13 protein-coding genes are annotated in these 16,238 nt (G+C 42.7%); 9 read left to right on the top strand and 4 right to left on the bottom strand.

Annotated elements, in window-relative coordinates; translation table 11 throughout:
• The first annotated feature begins 61 nt into the window (after positions 1–61).
• From AC25CA_RS15220 to AC25CA_RS15200, 5 genes are all read left to right on the top strand, one after another.
• Positions 62–745, top strand: coding sequence for a polyphosphate polymerase domain-containing protein (locus tag AC25CA_RS15220; protein ID WP_486814692.1), 684 nt, complete (start codon positions 62–64; stop codon positions 743–745).
• Positions 746–1,075: 330 nt separating this feature from the next.
• Positions 1,076–1,750, top strand: a complete 675-nt coding sequence (locus AC25CA_RS15215) for a DUF4956 domain-containing protein (protein ID WP_486814691.1) — start codon at positions 1,076–1,078, stop codon at positions 1,748–1,750.
• Between the two features lie 13 nt (positions 1,751–1,763).
• Positions 1,764–3,446: a carbohydrate-binding domain-containing protein gene (locus AC25CA_RS15210; protein ID WP_486814690.1), complete on the top strand. Its 1,683-nt coding sequence runs from the start codon at positions 1,764–1,766 to the stop codon at positions 3,444–3,446.
• A gap of 78 nt (positions 3,447–3,524) precedes the next feature.
• Positions 3,525–4,235 carry a response regulator transcription factor gene (locus AC25CA_RS15205; RefSeq protein WP_486814689.1) on the top strand — a complete coding sequence of 237 codons (711 nt, stop codon included), beginning with the start codon at positions 3,525–3,527 and terminating at the stop codon, positions 4,233–4,235.
• Entirely contained in the window at positions 4,225–5,745 is a 1,521-nt protein-coding gene (locus AC25CA_RS15200; protein ID WP_486814688.1) for a sensor histidine kinase, read from the top strand. Before AC25CA_RS15205 ends, AC25CA_RS15200 begins: the two co-directional genes overlap by 11 nt.
• Positions 5,746–5,782: 37 nt before the next feature.
• On the opposite strand, the gene AC25CA_RS15195 is transcribed toward AC25CA_RS15200, so the two are convergent.
• From AC25CA_RS15195 to AC25CA_RS15180, 4 genes are all read right to left on the bottom strand, one after another.
• On the bottom strand, positions 5,783–8,518 hold the full coding sequence (locus tag AC25CA_RS15195; protein ID WP_486814687.1) for a bifunctional diguanylate cyclase/phosphodiesterase: 2,736 nt from the start codon (positions 8,516–8,518) through the stop codon (positions 5,783–5,785).
• 174 nt (positions 8,519–8,692) lie between these two features.
• Positions 8,693–9,802 carry an FAD-binding protein gene (locus tag AC25CA_RS15190; RefSeq protein ID WP_486814686.1) on the bottom strand — a complete coding sequence of 370 codons (1,110 nt, stop codon included), beginning with the start codon at positions 9,800–9,802 and terminating at the stop codon, positions 8,693–8,695.
• Positions 9,803–9,976: 174 nt separating this feature from the next.
• Entirely contained in the window at positions 9,977–10,630 is a 654-nt protein-coding gene (locus AC25CA_RS15185) for a hypothetical protein (protein WP_486814685.1), read from the bottom strand.
• A gap of 176 nt (positions 10,631–10,806) precedes the next feature.
• The gene (locus tag AC25CA_RS15180) at positions 10,807–11,895 is read right to left on the bottom strand and encodes a phosphotransferase family protein (RefSeq protein ID WP_486814684.1); all 1,089 of its coding nucleotides are present in this window, start codon (positions 11,893–11,895) and stop codon (positions 10,807–10,809) included.
• Between the two features lie 248 nt (positions 11,896–12,143).
• Between AC25CA_RS15180 and AC25CA_RS15175 the strand changes: the two genes are divergently transcribed.
• Genes AC25CA_RS15175 through AC25CA_RS15160 form a run of 4 tightly spaced genes read left to right on the top strand, consistent with a single transcriptional unit; the run spans position 12,144 to position 16,114 of the window.
• Positions 12,144–13,064: an ABC transporter permease gene (locus tag AC25CA_RS15175; RefSeq protein ID WP_486814683.1), complete on the top strand. Its 921-nt coding sequence runs from the start codon at positions 12,144–12,146 to the stop codon at positions 13,062–13,064.
• Positions 13,065–13,076: 12 nt separating this feature from the next.
• Positions 13,077–14,015, top strand: coding sequence for an ABC transporter permease (locus AC25CA_RS15170; protein WP_486814682.1), 939 nt, complete (start codon positions 13,077–13,079; stop codon positions 14,013–14,015).
• A gap of 12 nt (positions 14,016–14,027) precedes the next feature.
• Positions 14,028–15,125 (top strand): ABC transporter ATP-binding protein, encoded by a 1,098-nt coding sequence (locus tag AC25CA_RS15165; RefSeq protein WP_486814681.1) that lies wholly within the window; start codon positions 14,028–14,030, stop codon positions 15,123–15,125.
• Positions 15,122–16,114 carry an ABC transporter ATP-binding protein gene (locus AC25CA_RS15160; RefSeq protein ID WP_486814680.1) on the top strand — a complete coding sequence of 331 codons (993 nt, stop codon included), beginning with the start codon at positions 15,122–15,124 and terminating at the stop codon, positions 16,112–16,114. The genes AC25CA_RS15165 and AC25CA_RS15160 overlap by 4 nt, the downstream gene beginning before the upstream one ends.
• The last annotated feature ends 124 nt before the right edge of the window (positions 16,115–16,238 follow it).

The raw sequence follows: 16,238 nt of genomic DNA, 5'->3' as shown, positions 1-16,238 counted from the left end.
CGTAAAGTTGGTGTGAGGCGGGGGGCATATCCTGTAGTTACCAAAGAAATAGGAGGCGGATATGTACAGGAATGAGTTGAAGTACATGATCAATCGACAAACGGCCCATATAATGGGAAGGAAAATCGAAAAATTATGCAAGCTTGATTCGCATTCAAATGCGGATGGTTTTTATCAGGTTTCGAGTCTATATTTTGACGACTTTGCCGATAGCGCATTAAATGATAATTTGATTGGACAGATTGCAAGAAAGAAATATCGAATACGCGTATATAACAGAAGCGATTCTTATATTCGTTTGGAGAAAAAAAGCAAAGTTAATAAGGGAGGCAAGAAGGATTCTCTTGCTTTGACCCGTGATCAATATCAACAGATATTAGAGGGTGACTATAAAATGCTTTGGGACAGCCAATCGTCCTTGCTTAGAGAGTTTTGCATTGACATGGCTTCCCGCAAGCTAAGGCCTAAAGTGATAGTGGATTATGAACGGAAAAGTTTTGTTTATCCCTATGGTACGGTCCGAATTACATTTGATCACCGGATTCGATATGAACGTAATCAATTGGATTTGTTTGAAGAGGAGGCTATGTATATTCCGGCAGGAGATGCGGACCAGGTTATTTTGGAAGTGAAGTTTACTGGATTTTTACCGGGTCCGATTAAAATGATGATTCAACAAGCAAATTTGAAACAGCAAAGCATATCGAAATATACGATCTGCCGAACGGGCGAAGTCATTCAGTAATGAATTTCCAGGGTATTGTCAAAGACAATGCCAAGCCTAGGGTATTGTCAAAGACAATGCCAAGCCTAGGGTATTGTCAAAGACAATGCCAAGCCCAGGGTATTGTCAAAGACAATGCCAAGCCCAGGGTATTGTCAAAGACAATGCCAAGCCCAGGCCCAAGCAACAAGGGTTTGACTATAAGTCAAACCAAGTTGCAGGGCCGTGTGCATTAAGTCGACGTAAAGACAGCAGGGCCATAAATCGTATAAATCCCTAGATCACGCACTACCGTAGGTCATGTAGACCGGATGATCGCGAAGCGAAAAATAAGTATGTAAGGAGAACTTTATGACAATTAATGATATTTTTAAGAATGATTTTTTGGAACAGACGACCGGTGCCTTATCTCTTTTAGAGATGTCCATGACTCTGGTGGCCGCCCTGTTGATCGGGCTCGGAATTTTCTTTATCTACAGACGCACTTTTGAAGGCGTTATGTATTCAAAGACCTTTAATACCTCTTTGGTGATTTTAAGTTTGATATCGGCAACGATTATCGTCGGTGTCACCAATAATATTGTTTTATCTCTGGGAATGGTTGGTGCCCTGTCAATCGTCCGCTTTCGTACCTCTATTAAAGATCCCATTGATGTGGTTTACATGTTTTGGGCCATCGGATCCGGAATCATTGTAGGTGCTGGACTATACGTTTTGGCGGCTTTGGCCTTTTTGATGATTTCTGCGGTACTCATCGCCTTTTCTAAGACAAGTACTCGTATGTCGGCCTATCTCTTGGTTATGAATTACGGAGAAGAAACGGATGAGAGTGAAATTTATGAGAACGTTCGAAATGCGACCGGGAAATACAAATTAAAATCAAAGACAACTTTACCCGGCAATACTGAGTTGACCATTGAATTGAAGATGAAGGCTGAGGAATCTAGTCTGGTCAATGAATTGAATGAAGTGATGGGTGTGAAAAGTGTAGCCATGCTGAGTTATGATGGCGACTATGTGGTATAGGAGGAGAGAAAAAATGAAAAAGAAGATAAAAGGAAAAGGAATTTTGATTCTAATTGTGATGATAATTATGGCGAGTTTAGCAGGATGTGCCAGTACGGACACAAGCAGTGACTCTGTAATGACCCTTGCTCAAACAGCTGAGCAGGCCAAGCTAGAGGAAATCTCCGTGTCAAAACTGATGGAAGAAGACCTTGCTGTTGATGCATTTGAAGAGATGGATATGGCGCTACTTGAAGAGGCTCTTGAAAAAGTAGATACAGAGTTAAATTTGGCAAGTTGGAAAGACGAAGGGGAGATACTTGGCTTTGATGACAAGATCACTTGGATCCAATCGGCAGGTACCTATATCTTGCAAGGAACATATGAGGGACAAATCTTGGTAGATACGCAAGATGAAGGTGATGTTATTCTAGTCTTTAATGAGGTTGCCCTTAGCAATCAAGAGACAAGCCCAATTTTTATCAGTAATGCAGACCGTCTTGTGATCCTCCTTGCGGAAGGCACAGAGAATAGTCTGGTCGATACAAGTGCCTATGAGGAAGAAAATGATTCAGAAGAAGAACGGGTGAATGGTGCGATTTATACAAAGTCAGATTTACTATTTGCTGGAAGCGGGAACTTGACAATTACAGCGAAAGAAAAAACGGGTATTTTGGCCAAAGATGCACTTCTTGTTTTAGACGGAGACATTATCATTGAGGCTAGTCGTAACGGAATCAAGGTAAATGATTTGTTTGCCATGGTGGATGGCGATCTTTCCATTCATGCCGGAAAAGACGGGATTCAATCGGAAGCCCATATGCAGATCGATGGTGGCCATGTAACCATTGATTCTGTGGAAGATGCCTTGCATGCAGAAGGAATGATCGTGATCAATGATGGCTTTTTTTATCTGCAAACGGAAGATGACGGGATTCGTGCCGATGCATATTTGGAAGTTAACGGGGGAAACATAACAATCCCTGTCTGTTATGAAGGTCTTGAATCTTTAGTGATTGTCATCAATGACGGTGTCATAGATATTTCTGCCAGTGATGACGGGATTAATGTGGCAGATACTTCGGTTTCAGCCGAAAAGACTATGGGGCCTGGGGATGAGATCCCGATTGAAGGAGCAGGACTGGTGATCAATGGCGGTCAAATTACAATCAGCAGCGATGGTGATAGTATTGATTCCAACGGTAGCGGTTTAATAAGAGGCGGAATTTTGTTGATCGATGGTCCGGGAAATGGCGGAGATGTTGGCTTGGATTTCGACAATCCCTTGCTTGTTGAGGGTGGCTTGATCATTTCAGTGGGAAATGACGGTGCATCTAAAAGCTTTAGTGAGGCGGCAAGTCAGAATGTTTTGCAGGTATTCTTTAATGGGGTCCAGGCAGCGGGTAGTCAAGTCACCGTGGTAGATGAAGACGGCCAAGTGCTGATGAGTCATACTTCCATCAAGACCTATGGTGTGCTAGTTTTTTCTTCCGCTGACTTGCAGCAAGGTCAAACGGTAACCGTACAAGTCGATGGAGAAGTTGTTGAGGACGCTGTAATTTCTGATACAATGACTATAGTTGGAACATCTCTAGTCGGCGAAGGACCTGGCGCTGGCAATCATCCCGGTGGGGGCATGAATGACAAGATGGCACCGCCGAATGGCGATCGCCCTGAAGGCAATCGTTTTGAAGGTGAAAGACCTGACAGCAATTAAGCAACAAGTCCACAGGCAAATGCCGGATCAGTAGAAACAATAGAAACACAAGCGTAAATTTACGGTTAGGGGGCAGGTATGCCAAGCGTAAGGAAAGAAGCAAGCAATGGGCTAAATAAGCGAATCTTGATTGTGGATGACGAAGTAAAACTAAGAGCAATGCTTCGCATGATTCTTGAAAATCGGCATTATGAAGTAGTAGAAGCGGCCAATGGTCGTGAAGCTATGGCGGAGACGAGTCGCAGCAAGCCGGATTTAATTCTTATGGATGTCATGATGCCGGTCATGGACGGGCTAGAAAGCTGCCGGCAAATTCGAAAATTCTCAGCTTGCCCCATTATCATGCTAACAGCCAAGGGTGAAGATTATGATCAGGTTTTTGGGCTGGAAAGCGGTGCTGACGACTATATCGTCAAACCCTTTAACACAGCGGTACTAGTCGCTCGAATAGAAGCCGCTCTTCGAAGAGCTAAGGGTGTGGATTTATCGATGGTAAGCGTGGGTGAAATAATCATCGATATCGATGCTCATGGGGTGACTCTTGCAGGCGAAAATATCGATCTTAGCCGCAAAGAGTACGATCTCTTGCTCTACTTCTGCAAGAATAAGGCGATCTCTTTAAGTCGAAGTCAGATTTTAGAGACCGTTTGGGGTTATGACTATATTGGAACGGAAAGTACGGTGGATACCCATGTTAATCGTTTGAGGAAGAAACTGGGCATTTATGGCAAATGTGTGAAAACCATGCGAGGATTTGGTTATCGATTTGAGGTAGACCATGAAGAATAGAAGTATAACCAAACGACTATCCATGCAAATTATTGCCCTTATTCTATGCTTTTCTGCTATGATTCTGCTTGCCAATACGCTTTTAATTAAGCCACTTTATGAAGCTTCCGTTGAAAAAGCCATGGTGGCGGCCATGGAAGATTTGCGGGAGGTAGACTACCTGGGTGAGCATGAAAAATGGGTCGATCAGATTTTGACAATTGGTGGTGGCAAAGCTTTTGATATCACCATCGACTTGAATGGGCGTGTGATTTTTTCTTCTTCCAAGGAAATTGGTTTAAAGGAACCCGATGGGAGAGTGGCAGAATCTCCTGATGAAGGAGCAATGGAGCGTAGACCGATCTTTCCTCCTCTTGAAGAAGGAGAATGGAATGAGTTGGATCATGGCGTGCGAATTGGGCATTTTACTGAACCCAGAAACAATAATGACTTATACGTCTGCAGCTTAGACTTGGAGGATGGGATTCGAATCAATTTGACTCAACCCGTTGAGCCTATTCTAGAAAGTATTCGACAAGCCAATATCCTTCTTATGGCAGGTACCTTATTCTTTTTGTTGATTGCGTCATTGATTGCTTTCCGTATTGCCAAGAGCTTTACCCTGCCAATACGGAAGATGCAGACCTATGTCGAGCAATTAAGCAAATTGGATTTTTCGGGTAAGGTTGAGCTTCAAACGGGTGATGAGCTAGAAGAGTTAAGTCGCGATATTAATGGATTATCAGATGCTCTGGAAGAGACCTTGGCTTCACTGGAAGAAAAAAATGAGCAATTGGCTAAGGAAATTCGGTCACAAAAACGATTGATTTCAGATGCATCCCACGAACTGCGGACCCCATTAACCCTGATTCAGGGCTATGCGGATGAAATCGTAGCAGGATATGTGCCCGATAGGGAAAAACAAGGGGAGTATGTGGGTTATATCGCTGAAGAGTCAAGAAAGATGAAGCGTTTAATTAATGAGATTTTGGAACTGTCTAGGTTGGAAAGTGGGCGCATGACCTTAAGTCTGGCGTCGGCAAATGTGAAGGAAGCCATAGAATCCTTTTTTTATAAGTATGAAGGATTTGTAGAAGATCAGGCTCTTCACGTGCAACTCGATGTGTTTGATGCGTATTGTCAGATCGATTCCATGCGCTTTGAACAGATCTTAGCCAACTTTCTTTCCAATGCGGTAAAATATGGCGATGAAAACAGAAAGTTACGTGTATGGATGCAAGATATGGAGGATCGCATTCGGATTCATGTTTATAATTCGGGTCGGCCTATTGAAGAAGCAATTATGGATGATCTGTGGAAAGGATTCTATAAGGCTGATCAAGCAAGAGTATCTAGTCAGTCGACTATAATGGATAAGGGAGAGAACGGTGAAACGTCCCCACAGAATGAAGATAGTTTTGGACTCGGACTTTCAATTGTAAAGGCGATACAAGAAGTTGTCGGTTTGAATTGTGGCTTAGCCAATATGGATCAGGGTGTAGATTTTTGGTTTGAAGTGAAAAAAGGATAAAGAACAGCCACAGATTTTTATTATCTGTGGCCTTTTTTTAATCAATTGGTGGTTTTTTTGTTTCTTCCAAATACAAAGAGAAGTCGTCCTTGATTAGGGGTTTGGCATAATAGTAGCCTTGAACATAGTTGTAGCCGAGTGTACGCAAGAATTCAATTTGATCTTGAGTTTCGGCGCCTTCCATGAGTAGCTTCAGATTCAGGTTTCGGGCAAGATCAGCGATGATCGATACCATTTTTCCGTCATCCGTTTCTGGATAGTGGCGGATAAAGGTGCGATCCACCTTCAGTTTATTGATGGGCAACTTATTCAAGTAACTTAAGGAAGAAAAACCGGTGCCAAAATCATCAATGGCCACAGAGATACCAATCTGGTGGAAGGCTTCTATGGTTTGATGGATGGTATCTATGTCGGACATAAGGACAGTTTCGGTAATTTCAATTTCAATTTGTTCAAAATCAATATGGTAAAGGGCTCCCGTTTGAATAACAAAATCAAGTAGGTGATGATCATTAAATTGCAAAACTGAAAGGTTAATGGAGAGTCTAAAATCATCTGGCAATTCTGAATGGATTTCACTAAGTTCCCGAAAAGCCGTCTTGATAATCCAATAACCCAGTGTAACAATAAAGCCAGAGCGTTCGGCGATGGGAATGAATTTTGATGGAGGAATCATCCCCAAGCTTGGGTGATTCCATCGAATCAGGGCTTCAGCACCAATTACTTGACTATTTTCCAGATCGATCTGAGGTTGATAGACCAGGTGGAATTCTTGTTTTCTTAAGGCTGCTTGCAAGTTACTTTCAATGGTAAAGTCATAATCTGACTTATTCTTGATTTCATGAGAAAAGTATTGATAGTCCACATTAGGGAAGCGGAAGGCATTGGTCATGGCAAGATATCCATTAACCAAAAGGTCATAGGAATTGCTGGCATCCTGTGGAAATCGGGTAATTCCACCTTTAATTTTAAGCGTAAAAGTCTCCCCCTTATGGGAGATGGGTTGCTTGCATAGGGTAAAGAAACGCTCTAGGTATGCATCCATGTGTTTCTTTTCATGGATGTTAGCTGGCGAAAGAACAAATTGATTCCGTCCCGTTTGTGCAAGTAGATCCTCAGGCTTTAAGGTCATTCGGATTCTCGATAAAACCCCTTCGATTAGTTGTCGAGATTCGGTTTTTTCCAAAGACTCAAAGTTATTATTTAAAATACGAAAGCAGAGTAGAAACAGGTCTGCCTTTCTGTCCTTGATGTTGTTTTCTAATAGCCGGCTTAAAAGCGGTTCACTTGGCAATTGAGTGTCTTGACCATGGTACTGCAAATGATTGGATATTACTGGTTCCTGCTTGAGAGAAGTTAAGTCCGTAAAAATTCCGATATACATGGTGGCTCGATTGGTATAGCCCTCGCGGATAGCAGAGATCCGCATGGTCTTGGGATAAAAAACACCATTTTTTTTCAGGTCCCAAAGTTCCCCTTCCCATTCTCCAGTATGATCGAGTTCTTGCCACATTTTCCTGTAAAAACTGCGACTTTCTTTACCGGACTTAAACATATTTGGAGATTGGCCGATCACTTCTTCTTTCTTAAAACCTGTTATTTTTTCAAAGGCTTCATTGACACTCAGGATGCGGTTCTTATGATTCGTCACCAAAACAGCATTGTGGGTGCTGGTAATTATTTTGCCTGCAAGCAACAATTGACGTTTGTCCTTCTTTAGATAGTAGACAAAAATCGAGAGTATGAAGGCGAGAACGGCAAGGCCTAGAAGATCAAGAAAATCACGTTTCTCCAAACCACCAAAGATGTTGTTGGCTAGAAGTGGGGTTTGTGTAAGATCCGTATGCGCCATAAGAATCCAAGGGCTTTTATTGACGACAGATTTATCGGTGTTGAGCCCGGGCGTCATTCGATGGAAGGTGTAGAGTTGATTATCATGTTGATGACTACCTTGATCGGCTTCTTGCATGTCTGCCCAGAAGGAGGGGTCTTCTTTGGAAAGCGTATTGTTTTCCTTGCCATCCAACATAAAACCAAAGCCCATTTGAGGATCGGGATGGAAGAGGTAGTAGCCATTGTTATTTAAGACATGAGCATGCAGCCGAAAATCATAATGTTCCTGGACCTCTTGTTCGAAGAGGGCGAGAAGACTGCCGGCATGATAGTTGATAATTGCAATGCCCATAAATTGATCTTGAGAATCAAACAGCGGTGTTGAGACTCGAATCATGGGCTTGTGAGGAACTTCCACCTCTTGATATTCCATATTTAAATCCATGTCGCTTACATAGATTTCATTTTCCTTTAAAAGACTCGTTTCTTGAAAATAGTACCGAGTTTGCTTGTTTTGCAATTGTTCGGCCGGCATGAGTGTAGGCTCGTTTTCCCTACTGTTTACGCGGATGATTTCTTGGCCTCTTTCATCGAGAAATCGGATTTGATCGAAACTGTTTTTTGATTTTGCGATGCGTAAAAAAAGCAGTTCAAGATCTTGTTGGCTTTCCGGGGTTTGTTTGGATTTATAAGTGATCATTTCATTGGCGCTGACCAGCACAAAAAGATCTTGGTAAAGTTTTTCGTATTGAAGATCGATAACGCGTTCCATTGAAGATAAATACTGATCTTGATCTTGTAAGAGCAGGTCATGGGTTTGCTCAAATTCATTGAGAAAACGCAGGTGATAAGAAGAGAAGCTTAATAGGCCGATGGGAATATAGATCAAAAGAAAGAGTCGAAGAATGTATTTGATGTCTGTTCTACGTATACCAGGCATTGGGCGCTCCTCCATAAGTCAATAATTTATTGTACCACAGGTGGAAGAAGCATGAAAAGAGAATAAGTAGTCAAGGTGCGATAAGTTTTAAAAAGAGTTAATCTTTAGTTAGTAAAGGAAATCAAGAAAAGGCAAGTGCGAAACTGAAACGGTTTCGCACTTGCCCTTTTTGAATTATTGAGAGGAATTTGAAAATCCAGATGGATTGGTCATGGAAATCGCCGATAGTTTGGATTGCATGGCTAGTTTTCTAATCCCTAGATGGTACATGGCAGGTGATTTTATTTGCTTGGCCAAGAGTTTCAATTGAATCTTTCGGCATCGTTTGCGGTAACGGTGTTCAAGTCCATTTCTGCCTTTTACAAGTTCTTCGGCAAGGTACAAAGAAGATTGCAGGGCATAGCTGAAGCCCTCTGCTGAAGTGGGGCTGGCAGCACCGGCGGCTTCTCCCACATAAAAGATTCCGTCTTTTGCCCAAAGCAATTGATTGACATGGGTGATTCGCTCTAGAAAAGCGCCCTCGGTACGGTTTTCTTCTCTTAAGGGAATCTGTAAATGTTCTTCCACCTTTTTTCTCAAAATTTCAAATCGTTCATGGACGGGTTCGCCTACTGGCAAAGCTGTACCTAATATAATTTGATCATCTTTTTGGATTGTCCAGGAATAGTAGTCGGTTACCTCAGAATCGAAAATCCCCGTATAATATGGCATGGAAGCATGCAGGGGATACCATTTTTGCATGCTGATATATCGCTTAGGACGGGGAAAGTCTGAAGCAAAGGTGCGTCTTAAAAAAGAATTTGCTCCATCGGCTGCAATCAGGTTTTTCGCTTGAATGGACTGGATCTGTCCGTCATCGCGAACCTGAAGGGACCAATGGGTGTCCCGCTTTTTTACGTCAAAAACGACACCTTGTTTTTTCTCTACCCAGTTGGGCACAAGATGATAAAGGAAGCGATCGAATTTTTCTCGATCCATATTTAAATAATGGCGCTGATAATGGTTTTCCAGCTTGTTGTCAAAATCGATGGTACGCACGCTGAATAGCTGGGGGTCCTCTAGGATAGAGACCGGTATAGTCAAGCCCTGTCGCGCCAGCATCTTTTGGGCATCGGGCGATAAAAGTCCGCCGCAAGCCTTTCGGCGAGCGCCAATGGATACATCCGATGAGACTTGCAAGGGTCTCTTATCGATGAGGCAGATTTTCATTTGAGTTTGTTGGGCAAGGAGGCGAGCCAGATTGCTGCCGGCTGGTCCTGCGCCGATAATGGCAATATCGTACATGTAAACCTCCAATAAGTGTGGTAATTTTAGTATACCGGAAGGCGGATGCCATGTCTCTAGCCTAGATCTTAAATTCATGATTCGTTTAAGAGTTAAAGGAATCATCTCAAAAGAAAAAGGGAATGGGTATCTGATGAGTTAGGTGAGTTTTTGCAAGCAATTGGAGATTTTAAGTTAGTTTTTATCCTTGGTTTCAATCGGAATCATTCCATAAATAGCGATATTCCGATTGTTTAATTCCATCGATATAGTGGGAATATTTTGAAGAGCAGTTTGGATAATAAAACCATTATCTGTTTGGGAAACTGTATCCGCTTCAAAGAAATTCAAGAATACTTCGGTGCAGTGTTGAGCAATTTCCTTTCGAACCTCCTCGGGATAGGATTCATCCATCCCTCCGATAATTAGATAGAACTCTCTTGGTGTAGTGCTGTAATCGTTTGTATCAATCAATTTAATCTGATAGTTTTCCAAAGCACTTTTACCAGTGGTTCGTTCGGGGATATCCAAATCAAAAAAATCCCCCATCTCTTTAATAACGGTTTCAATAGCACCCGTGCATCCAAAGTGATACATCGTTTCATGGAAAAAAGAAAATTGAGAGTGAGAGAAGGAAAGTCCATCTTCTTTATAACTATGATTTGTAATTGCATCGATGAGACCATACAGATCAATTGGCTCATTGGAATCAGAGTTTTCAAATAGCTCCTGGAATTGTTCTTGCAAATGATTGCCAAGAATTAGGCTGTGTTTGAGTTCTGCTTGTCGTAATTGTCTAAGTTTATCAATAAATTTTATTGCTTTAGAATTTCTAAATGTTTTAGCCATAAAAATCTCCTTTAAGATATTGTATACGTTCGTAATACAAGCGTATACCATTGTATACAAGCTGTCAATACTCTCATTTGTTTTTTTACAGATTTTTTTTATGCTGATGTCATTCGCAAGTAAAGTCAAAGAGCCAAAGCAGGGAGAGGACACTCTCGGACTGATTTGGCTCTTTTTTATGCATTGGGTTGTTTAGGTTGGCCGGTCTTGGGGCGAAAGACATCAGCCAAAGACACATAGTCAACAATACCTGTTTGTAAGTAATCGAGAAGAATGGACTTGATCTCCACGGCCCAATTGTCCCGTAGTCCGTCGATATAGCCCCAATAAGACTCTGTCAGTTCAAGAAGCCTGCAACCCGCCAGCAGGTCGATTAATTGATGATCTTCTTTTGTTTTTGGGGCAAAGGGACCACCGGCAGCCTCGTATCCGGTAAAAAATGCGGCTTCAGCTTGTGCAAAAGTGGCTTGGTCGTAATAGTTGAAGAGAAAAAAGCGAAAGCCGTAAAATTCGAGTTCTGCTGGTGCCGCTTGAGCGGATTCCAGATCAAAATACCCAGAAGGTAAGCCATCTTCATCCACAAAGAAATTATCGGCATGCATATCGGTGAAGACCATAGTAGGCGGCTTGACTTGTCGATCCAGAAGCGGCCGAAGGTTTTCAAATTTTTGACGGAAAAATTGTCGAGCGCCAGCGGCCTCCTTGGCCACAAGGGCGCCTTTCTTTTCTGCCTTATCGATGCGCATTTCCATAATAGAGCCGAAACGGTCAGCGAAGTTTGTAAAGCCTGCTGGCGTAACCTCTCTTTCTCCCTGAATGTCGCCAAAAAAATCAAATCGGATTTGATGGATTTTTGCAAAGTCCGCGCCCAAAGCCGATAGAGAGTCTAGGAATGCTTTTTTTGAGAAATTCGAGTCTTCCAGGAAAGATACATAGGACTTGCCAGGCATCTTCTCCATTAAGATATAAGCTGGGTCTGCTGGAGACCAAGAGAAAACCTCCGGCGCAGCGACCCCCGCATTTCGTGCCAGATGATAGAGCGAGGATTCTCTTTTCAGGGAGAGTTCACCACCAAACAGGGTGTCTGTATGGCCATTGTCTTCCGTGTAGCGCTGACTAGGCAGTTTCAGAATTTCTTCTTTTCCATCTTCCATCGTGATCAAAAATACATCGTGATTGGATCCTTCAGGAATATAGTGGATTTTTTTTGGTGAAAATCCAGCTTTTAATAGGATGTCCTTTGCGCACTTTTCTTGTTCGTTCATGTTTCCTCCTCGGTTCAATCTTCATTCACATCTTCTAATGATACCACTATTGTAACAGAATGATTCGCAAATGAAAATATTTTATCATCTTGTTATTATTTTATTGACGATAAAAAAATCTTGTGCTAAGATTAAATTATCAGAAGAGTCGTTGTATTTCGAATGTTATAAATTTGGAAAGCGGCTTTTCTTGTGCGACGGAGGAAATCGCTTTCTTCCATGGAACTAGACAGAAAAGGAGGACTTATATGGGAGTTTACATACTAAAACGCTTTATTTCCATGATTATTACATTATTTACCATTGCAACCATTACCTTTTTTTTGATGCATTCACTGCCAGGCGATCCATTTGCCTTGCCGAGGGAAACACCGGAAGAGGTCCGCGCGAACTTGGAAGCCAAGTACGGGCTTGATCAACCTGTGATGACACAGTACGCAATTTATATGAATAACTTGATCCATGGTGATTTTGGCATTTCCATGAAATACAAGGGCCAGTCGGTTATTGGCAAGGTGCAGGATGGAATTCCAAAATCTGCAGTGATCGGGTTTGGCGGCATACTGGTAGGATGTATTGTCGGGATTGTCTTTGGCATCATTGCAGCATTAAATCGCGGCAAGGGATTTGACTACTTGATTATTGTCATAGCGATCCTTGGTGTATCGGTGCCGAGTTTTGTATTTGCTTCCCTGCTGCAATATGCTTTCGCTGTTAAGATCCCAATCTTCAAGGTGGCAGGCTGGGGAGGCCTGGTTTTTATTGTTTTGCCGATTACCGCAGCCATGATGCAGAATATGGCTTTCTATGCACGTATGCTTCGCTCCAGCATGCTGGACGTATTGAATCAGGACTATGTCTTCACGGCAAGAAGCAAGGGTTTATTAAAGGGTGAAGTCATTACCAAGCATGTGGTAAGAAATTCGCTTTTGCCTTTGGTAACCTCCCTAGGACCCATGTTTGCAGGTGCCATTACGGGAAACTTTGTTATTGAAAAGATCTTCAACATACCGGGGATTGGCCAGGCCTTGATTATTGCCATTCAGAATTCGGATTATACGATGATTATGGGGCTCACCATTATCTTTTCCTTTATTACAGTCATCATGTACTTTGTTGTGGATATTGTTTATGGACTTGTTGATCCGAGAATCCGGATTGCGAAATAGGGGGGGAGACAGATGGAGACAATGGATATGGATCAAACCCTGATGGATCAGAATTTATTTGAACCGCAATTGGGTGATGCGGAGGCAGCTGAGAAAATCAGTCGGCCATCGTTAAGTTATTGGAAGGACGCCTTTCGGCGTTTTAGAGAGAATAAAGCGGCAACACTGGCCTTACTGCTATTGGTTTTTATCTTACTGATGGCTGTATTTGCACCCATGTTAAGTCCCTATGATTATCAGGAACAGGATTATTTCGCCGTTAACAATGAACCATCGGCAGCCCATTGGTTTGGTACCGATGATTTGGGTCGAGATATTTTTGTCAGGTGTTGGGAAGGTGCGCGGGTGAGTTTGTTTATCGCCTTTGTTATTGCCTTCTTAAATAGTACCATTGGAATTTTATACGGTGGCATTGCCGGTTATTTGGGCCGGGGGATCGATAACATTATGATGCGCTTTTGCGAAATTATTGCGGCAATACCTCAAATGCTTTGGGTGATTCTCTTGATTCTGGCCATGAAGCCAGGGATTTGGCCCGTGATCATCGCCATTTCCGCAACAGGTTGGATTTCTATGGCCCGACTTTTTAGAGGCCAGGTCTTCCAATTGAAAGAGATGGAGTATGTCATGGCAAGCCAGTCTATGGGTGGTAAGAATGTTTGGATCATCACCAAGCACTTGGTACCCAATGCCATGAGTCCAATTATTGCAAACCTAGCCTTTATTATTCCAAGAGCGATTTTCGCCGAAGCCTTTTTAAGCTATATCGGCTTGGGTCTTCCTTTGCCAATGGCAAGTTGGGGCACCTTGGCTTCGGATGGGGCATCAAAAATTATGATCTTTCCCTATCAATTGTTCTTTCCAGCCCTGCTGATCTCTTTGACCATGCTGAGCTTTAACGTAATGGGAGATGGACTTCGGGATGCACTAGATCCGCGATTGAGGAAATAAGGAGGAGTCAGAATGAGTAACGAGACATTATTGCAAGTAGAAAATATGGCATTCTCCTTTCATACCTACGCGGGAGAAGTGCAGGCCGTGCGCGGAGTGGATTTCTCCATTAAGAAGGGGGAAACCTTGGGCATTGTTGGGGAGTCCGGATGTGGAAAGTCGGTTACAGCCAAATCAATTATTCAACTTAATCCCATTTATCCAGCGGGTGAGTTAAAGAGTGGGAAAATACTTTTTGATGGGGTTGATCTGGCAAGCCTAGGCACCAAAGAGATTGCCAAGGTGAGGGCGAGCGAGATTCGTATGATTTTTCAAGATCCCATGACCAGCTTAAATCCAACCATGAAAGTGGGCAAGCAGATTCAGGAAGGGATTTTAAAGGCAGAAAAAATTTCTAAGGCTCAAGCAAAAAAGAGGTCCATTGAAATGCTGAGAATGGTGAAATTACCAAGTCCAGAAGAACGATATGACCAATATCCTCATGAATTTTCTGGCGGCATGCGCCAACGGGCCATGATTGCTTTAGCCATGGCGGTTAATCCCAAACTTTTAATTGCCGATGAGCCGACAACAGCACTGGATGTAACAACCCAGGCACGGATATTAGATTTAATGAAGCAAATTCAAAAAGAATATGAAACCACGATTATTATGATTACCCATGATTTGGGTGTTGTTGCCAATATTGCAACCAACATCGCAGTGATGTATGCGGGCAAGGTGATTGAGTATGGCACAGCCGATGAAATCTTCGAAAGTCCGGCCCATCCTTATACATGGGGACTTCTAAAATCAGTACCGGATTTGGATGCCGATGTACGTGAGCGCTTAGTGAGCATCAAGGGTACACCACCAGATCTCTTTGATCCGCCAAAAGGCTGTCCATTTGCAGCCCGCTGTTCAAAGGCCATGAAGGCTTGTCATACCATGACACCAGACAATACTCAGCTTTCAGAGACGCATCGCGTTTCATGCTGGCTCTACCATAAACAGGCGCCACAGGTTATCAATCCGTTTTCTAAAGAGTCGGTACGGCTCAACAAAGAAGAGCCTGCAAGGCCGGCGCCTTCCCATGGGAAGGTGCAAGAGACGAAGGAGGCACGATCATGAGTACAGAGACGATCCTTCGCGTAGAAGATTTGAAAAAGTTCTTTTACTTGGGAAGAAAGAAAACCTTGAAAGCGGTTGACGGCGTTACCTTTGAAATCAGAAAGGGTGAAACTTTGGGGCTTGTGGGCGAGTCAGGCTGTGGAAAAAGCACCTTGGGTAGAACCTTGATGAGGATTTATGAGCCAACGGCTGGAAAAATTGAATTTAAAGGCCAAGATTCATCCACCATGACTCGAAATCAGAAACGAGAGATTTGCAATGAGATTCAAATGATTTTTCAGGATCCCTACGCATCTTTGAATCCCCGCATGACCGTCGGTGATATTATCGCAGAGGGGTGGGACATGAGGAAGAAGTACTCGGGTGCTGAAAGAAAGGCAAAGATCATCGAGTTATTGGAATTGGTCGGCCTCAACGAGGAGCATGCCAGCCGATTTCCCCATGAGTTTTCTGGGGGACAAAGGCAACGAATCGGGATTGCAAGGGCCTTGAGTATGAATCCGGAATTCATTATCTGTGATGAACCAATTTCAGCCTTAGACGTATCCATTCAGGCCCAGATTATGAATCTCTTGATTGACCTGCAAAAGGAACGAAATTTAACTTACTTATTTATTGCCCATGATTTATCTATGGTGCGATATATCTCGGATCGAATTGCGGTTATGTATTTAGGTTGTATTGTTGAATTTGGGGACGCAAAGGATGTCAGTCAATCCCCTAAACATCCCTATACACAAGCCTTGTTTTCGGCTGCACCGGTGAATAATCCAAAAAAAGAACGGGCAAGAAAACAAATTCTCTTGAAGGGAGATATACCAAGCCCCATTAATATGCCGCCTGGATGCAAATTTGCACCTCGTTGTCCATATGCGCAAGATATTTGTCGAAAGACAGAGCCGGGATTAAATGAAGTTGAGGAGGGGCGTTATGTCGCTTGTCACTTTGTAGGAAAGGGAAAAACCTTTATCACGGAGGAAGAGAAATAAGAAGGGCTATTAGCAGTTGTTTCCATTTAAGAAGTAAAGAAACGGTAAATGAGATGTTTTGTTGTTTGTCATTTTGTAGAAAAGGAAAAGTTTCATATCTGAGGATAAAATGTTGATTGAGCAA

This window comes from Gottschalkiaceae bacterium SANA (genome assembly GCA_036323355.1).
In the GTDB taxonomy this organism is placed as follows: domain Bacteria; phylum Bacillota; class Clostridia; order Tissierellales; family GPF-1; genus GPF-1.
The sequence above is the reverse complement of the archived record's forward strand: the minus strand, read 5'-3'. Positions and strand labels throughout refer to the sequence as shown.

Excerpts from the sequence above, each read along its gene's own strand:
- AC25CA_RS15205 (WP_486814689.1), top strand. The coding sequence starts at position 3,525 with ATGCCAAGCGTAAGGAAAGAAGCAAGCAATGGGCTAAATAAGCGAATC.
- AC25CA_RS15160 (WP_486814680.1), top strand. The coding sequence starts at position 15,122 with ATGAGTACAGAGACGATCCTTCGCGTAGAAGATTTGAAAAAGTTCTTT.
- AC25CA_RS15220 (WP_486814692.1), top strand. The coding sequence starts at position 62 with ATGTACAGGAATGAGTTGAAGTACATGATCAATCGACAAACGGCCCAT.
- AC25CA_RS15190 (WP_486814686.1), bottom strand. The coding sequence starts at position 9,802 with ATGTACGATATTGCCATTATCGGCGCAGGACCAGCCGGCAGCAATCTG.
- AC25CA_RS15200 (WP_486814688.1), top strand. The coding sequence starts at position 4,225 with ATGAAGAATAGAAGTATAACCAAACGACTATCCATGCAAATTATTGCC.
- AC25CA_RS15175 (WP_486814683.1), top strand. The coding sequence starts at position 12,144 with ATGGGAGTTTACATACTAAAACGCTTTATTTCCATGATTATTACATTA.
- AC25CA_RS15210 (WP_486814690.1), top strand. The coding sequence starts at position 1,764 with ATGAAAAAGAAGATAAAAGGAAAAGGAATTTTGATTCTAATTGTGATG.
- AC25CA_RS15195 (WP_486814687.1), bottom strand. The coding sequence starts at position 8,518 with ATGCCTGGTATACGTAGAACAGACATCAAATACATTCTTCGACTCTTT.
- AC25CA_RS15165 (WP_486814681.1), top strand. The coding sequence starts at position 14,028 with ATGAGTAACGAGACATTATTGCAAGTAGAAAATATGGCATTCTCCTTT.
- AC25CA_RS15185 (WP_486814685.1), bottom strand. The coding sequence starts at position 10,630 with ATGGCTAAAACATTTAGAAATTCTAAAGCAATAAAATTTATTGATAAA.
- AC25CA_RS15215 (WP_486814691.1), top strand. The coding sequence starts at position 1,076 with ATGACAATTAATGATATTTTTAAGAATGATTTTTTGGAACAGACGACC.
- AC25CA_RS15170 (WP_486814682.1), top strand. The coding sequence starts at position 13,077 with ATGGAGACAATGGATATGGATCAAACCCTGATGGATCAGAATTTATTT.
- AC25CA_RS15180 (WP_486814684.1), bottom strand. The coding sequence starts at position 11,895 with ATGAACGAACAAGAAAAGTGCGCAAAGGACATCCTATTAAAAGCTGGA.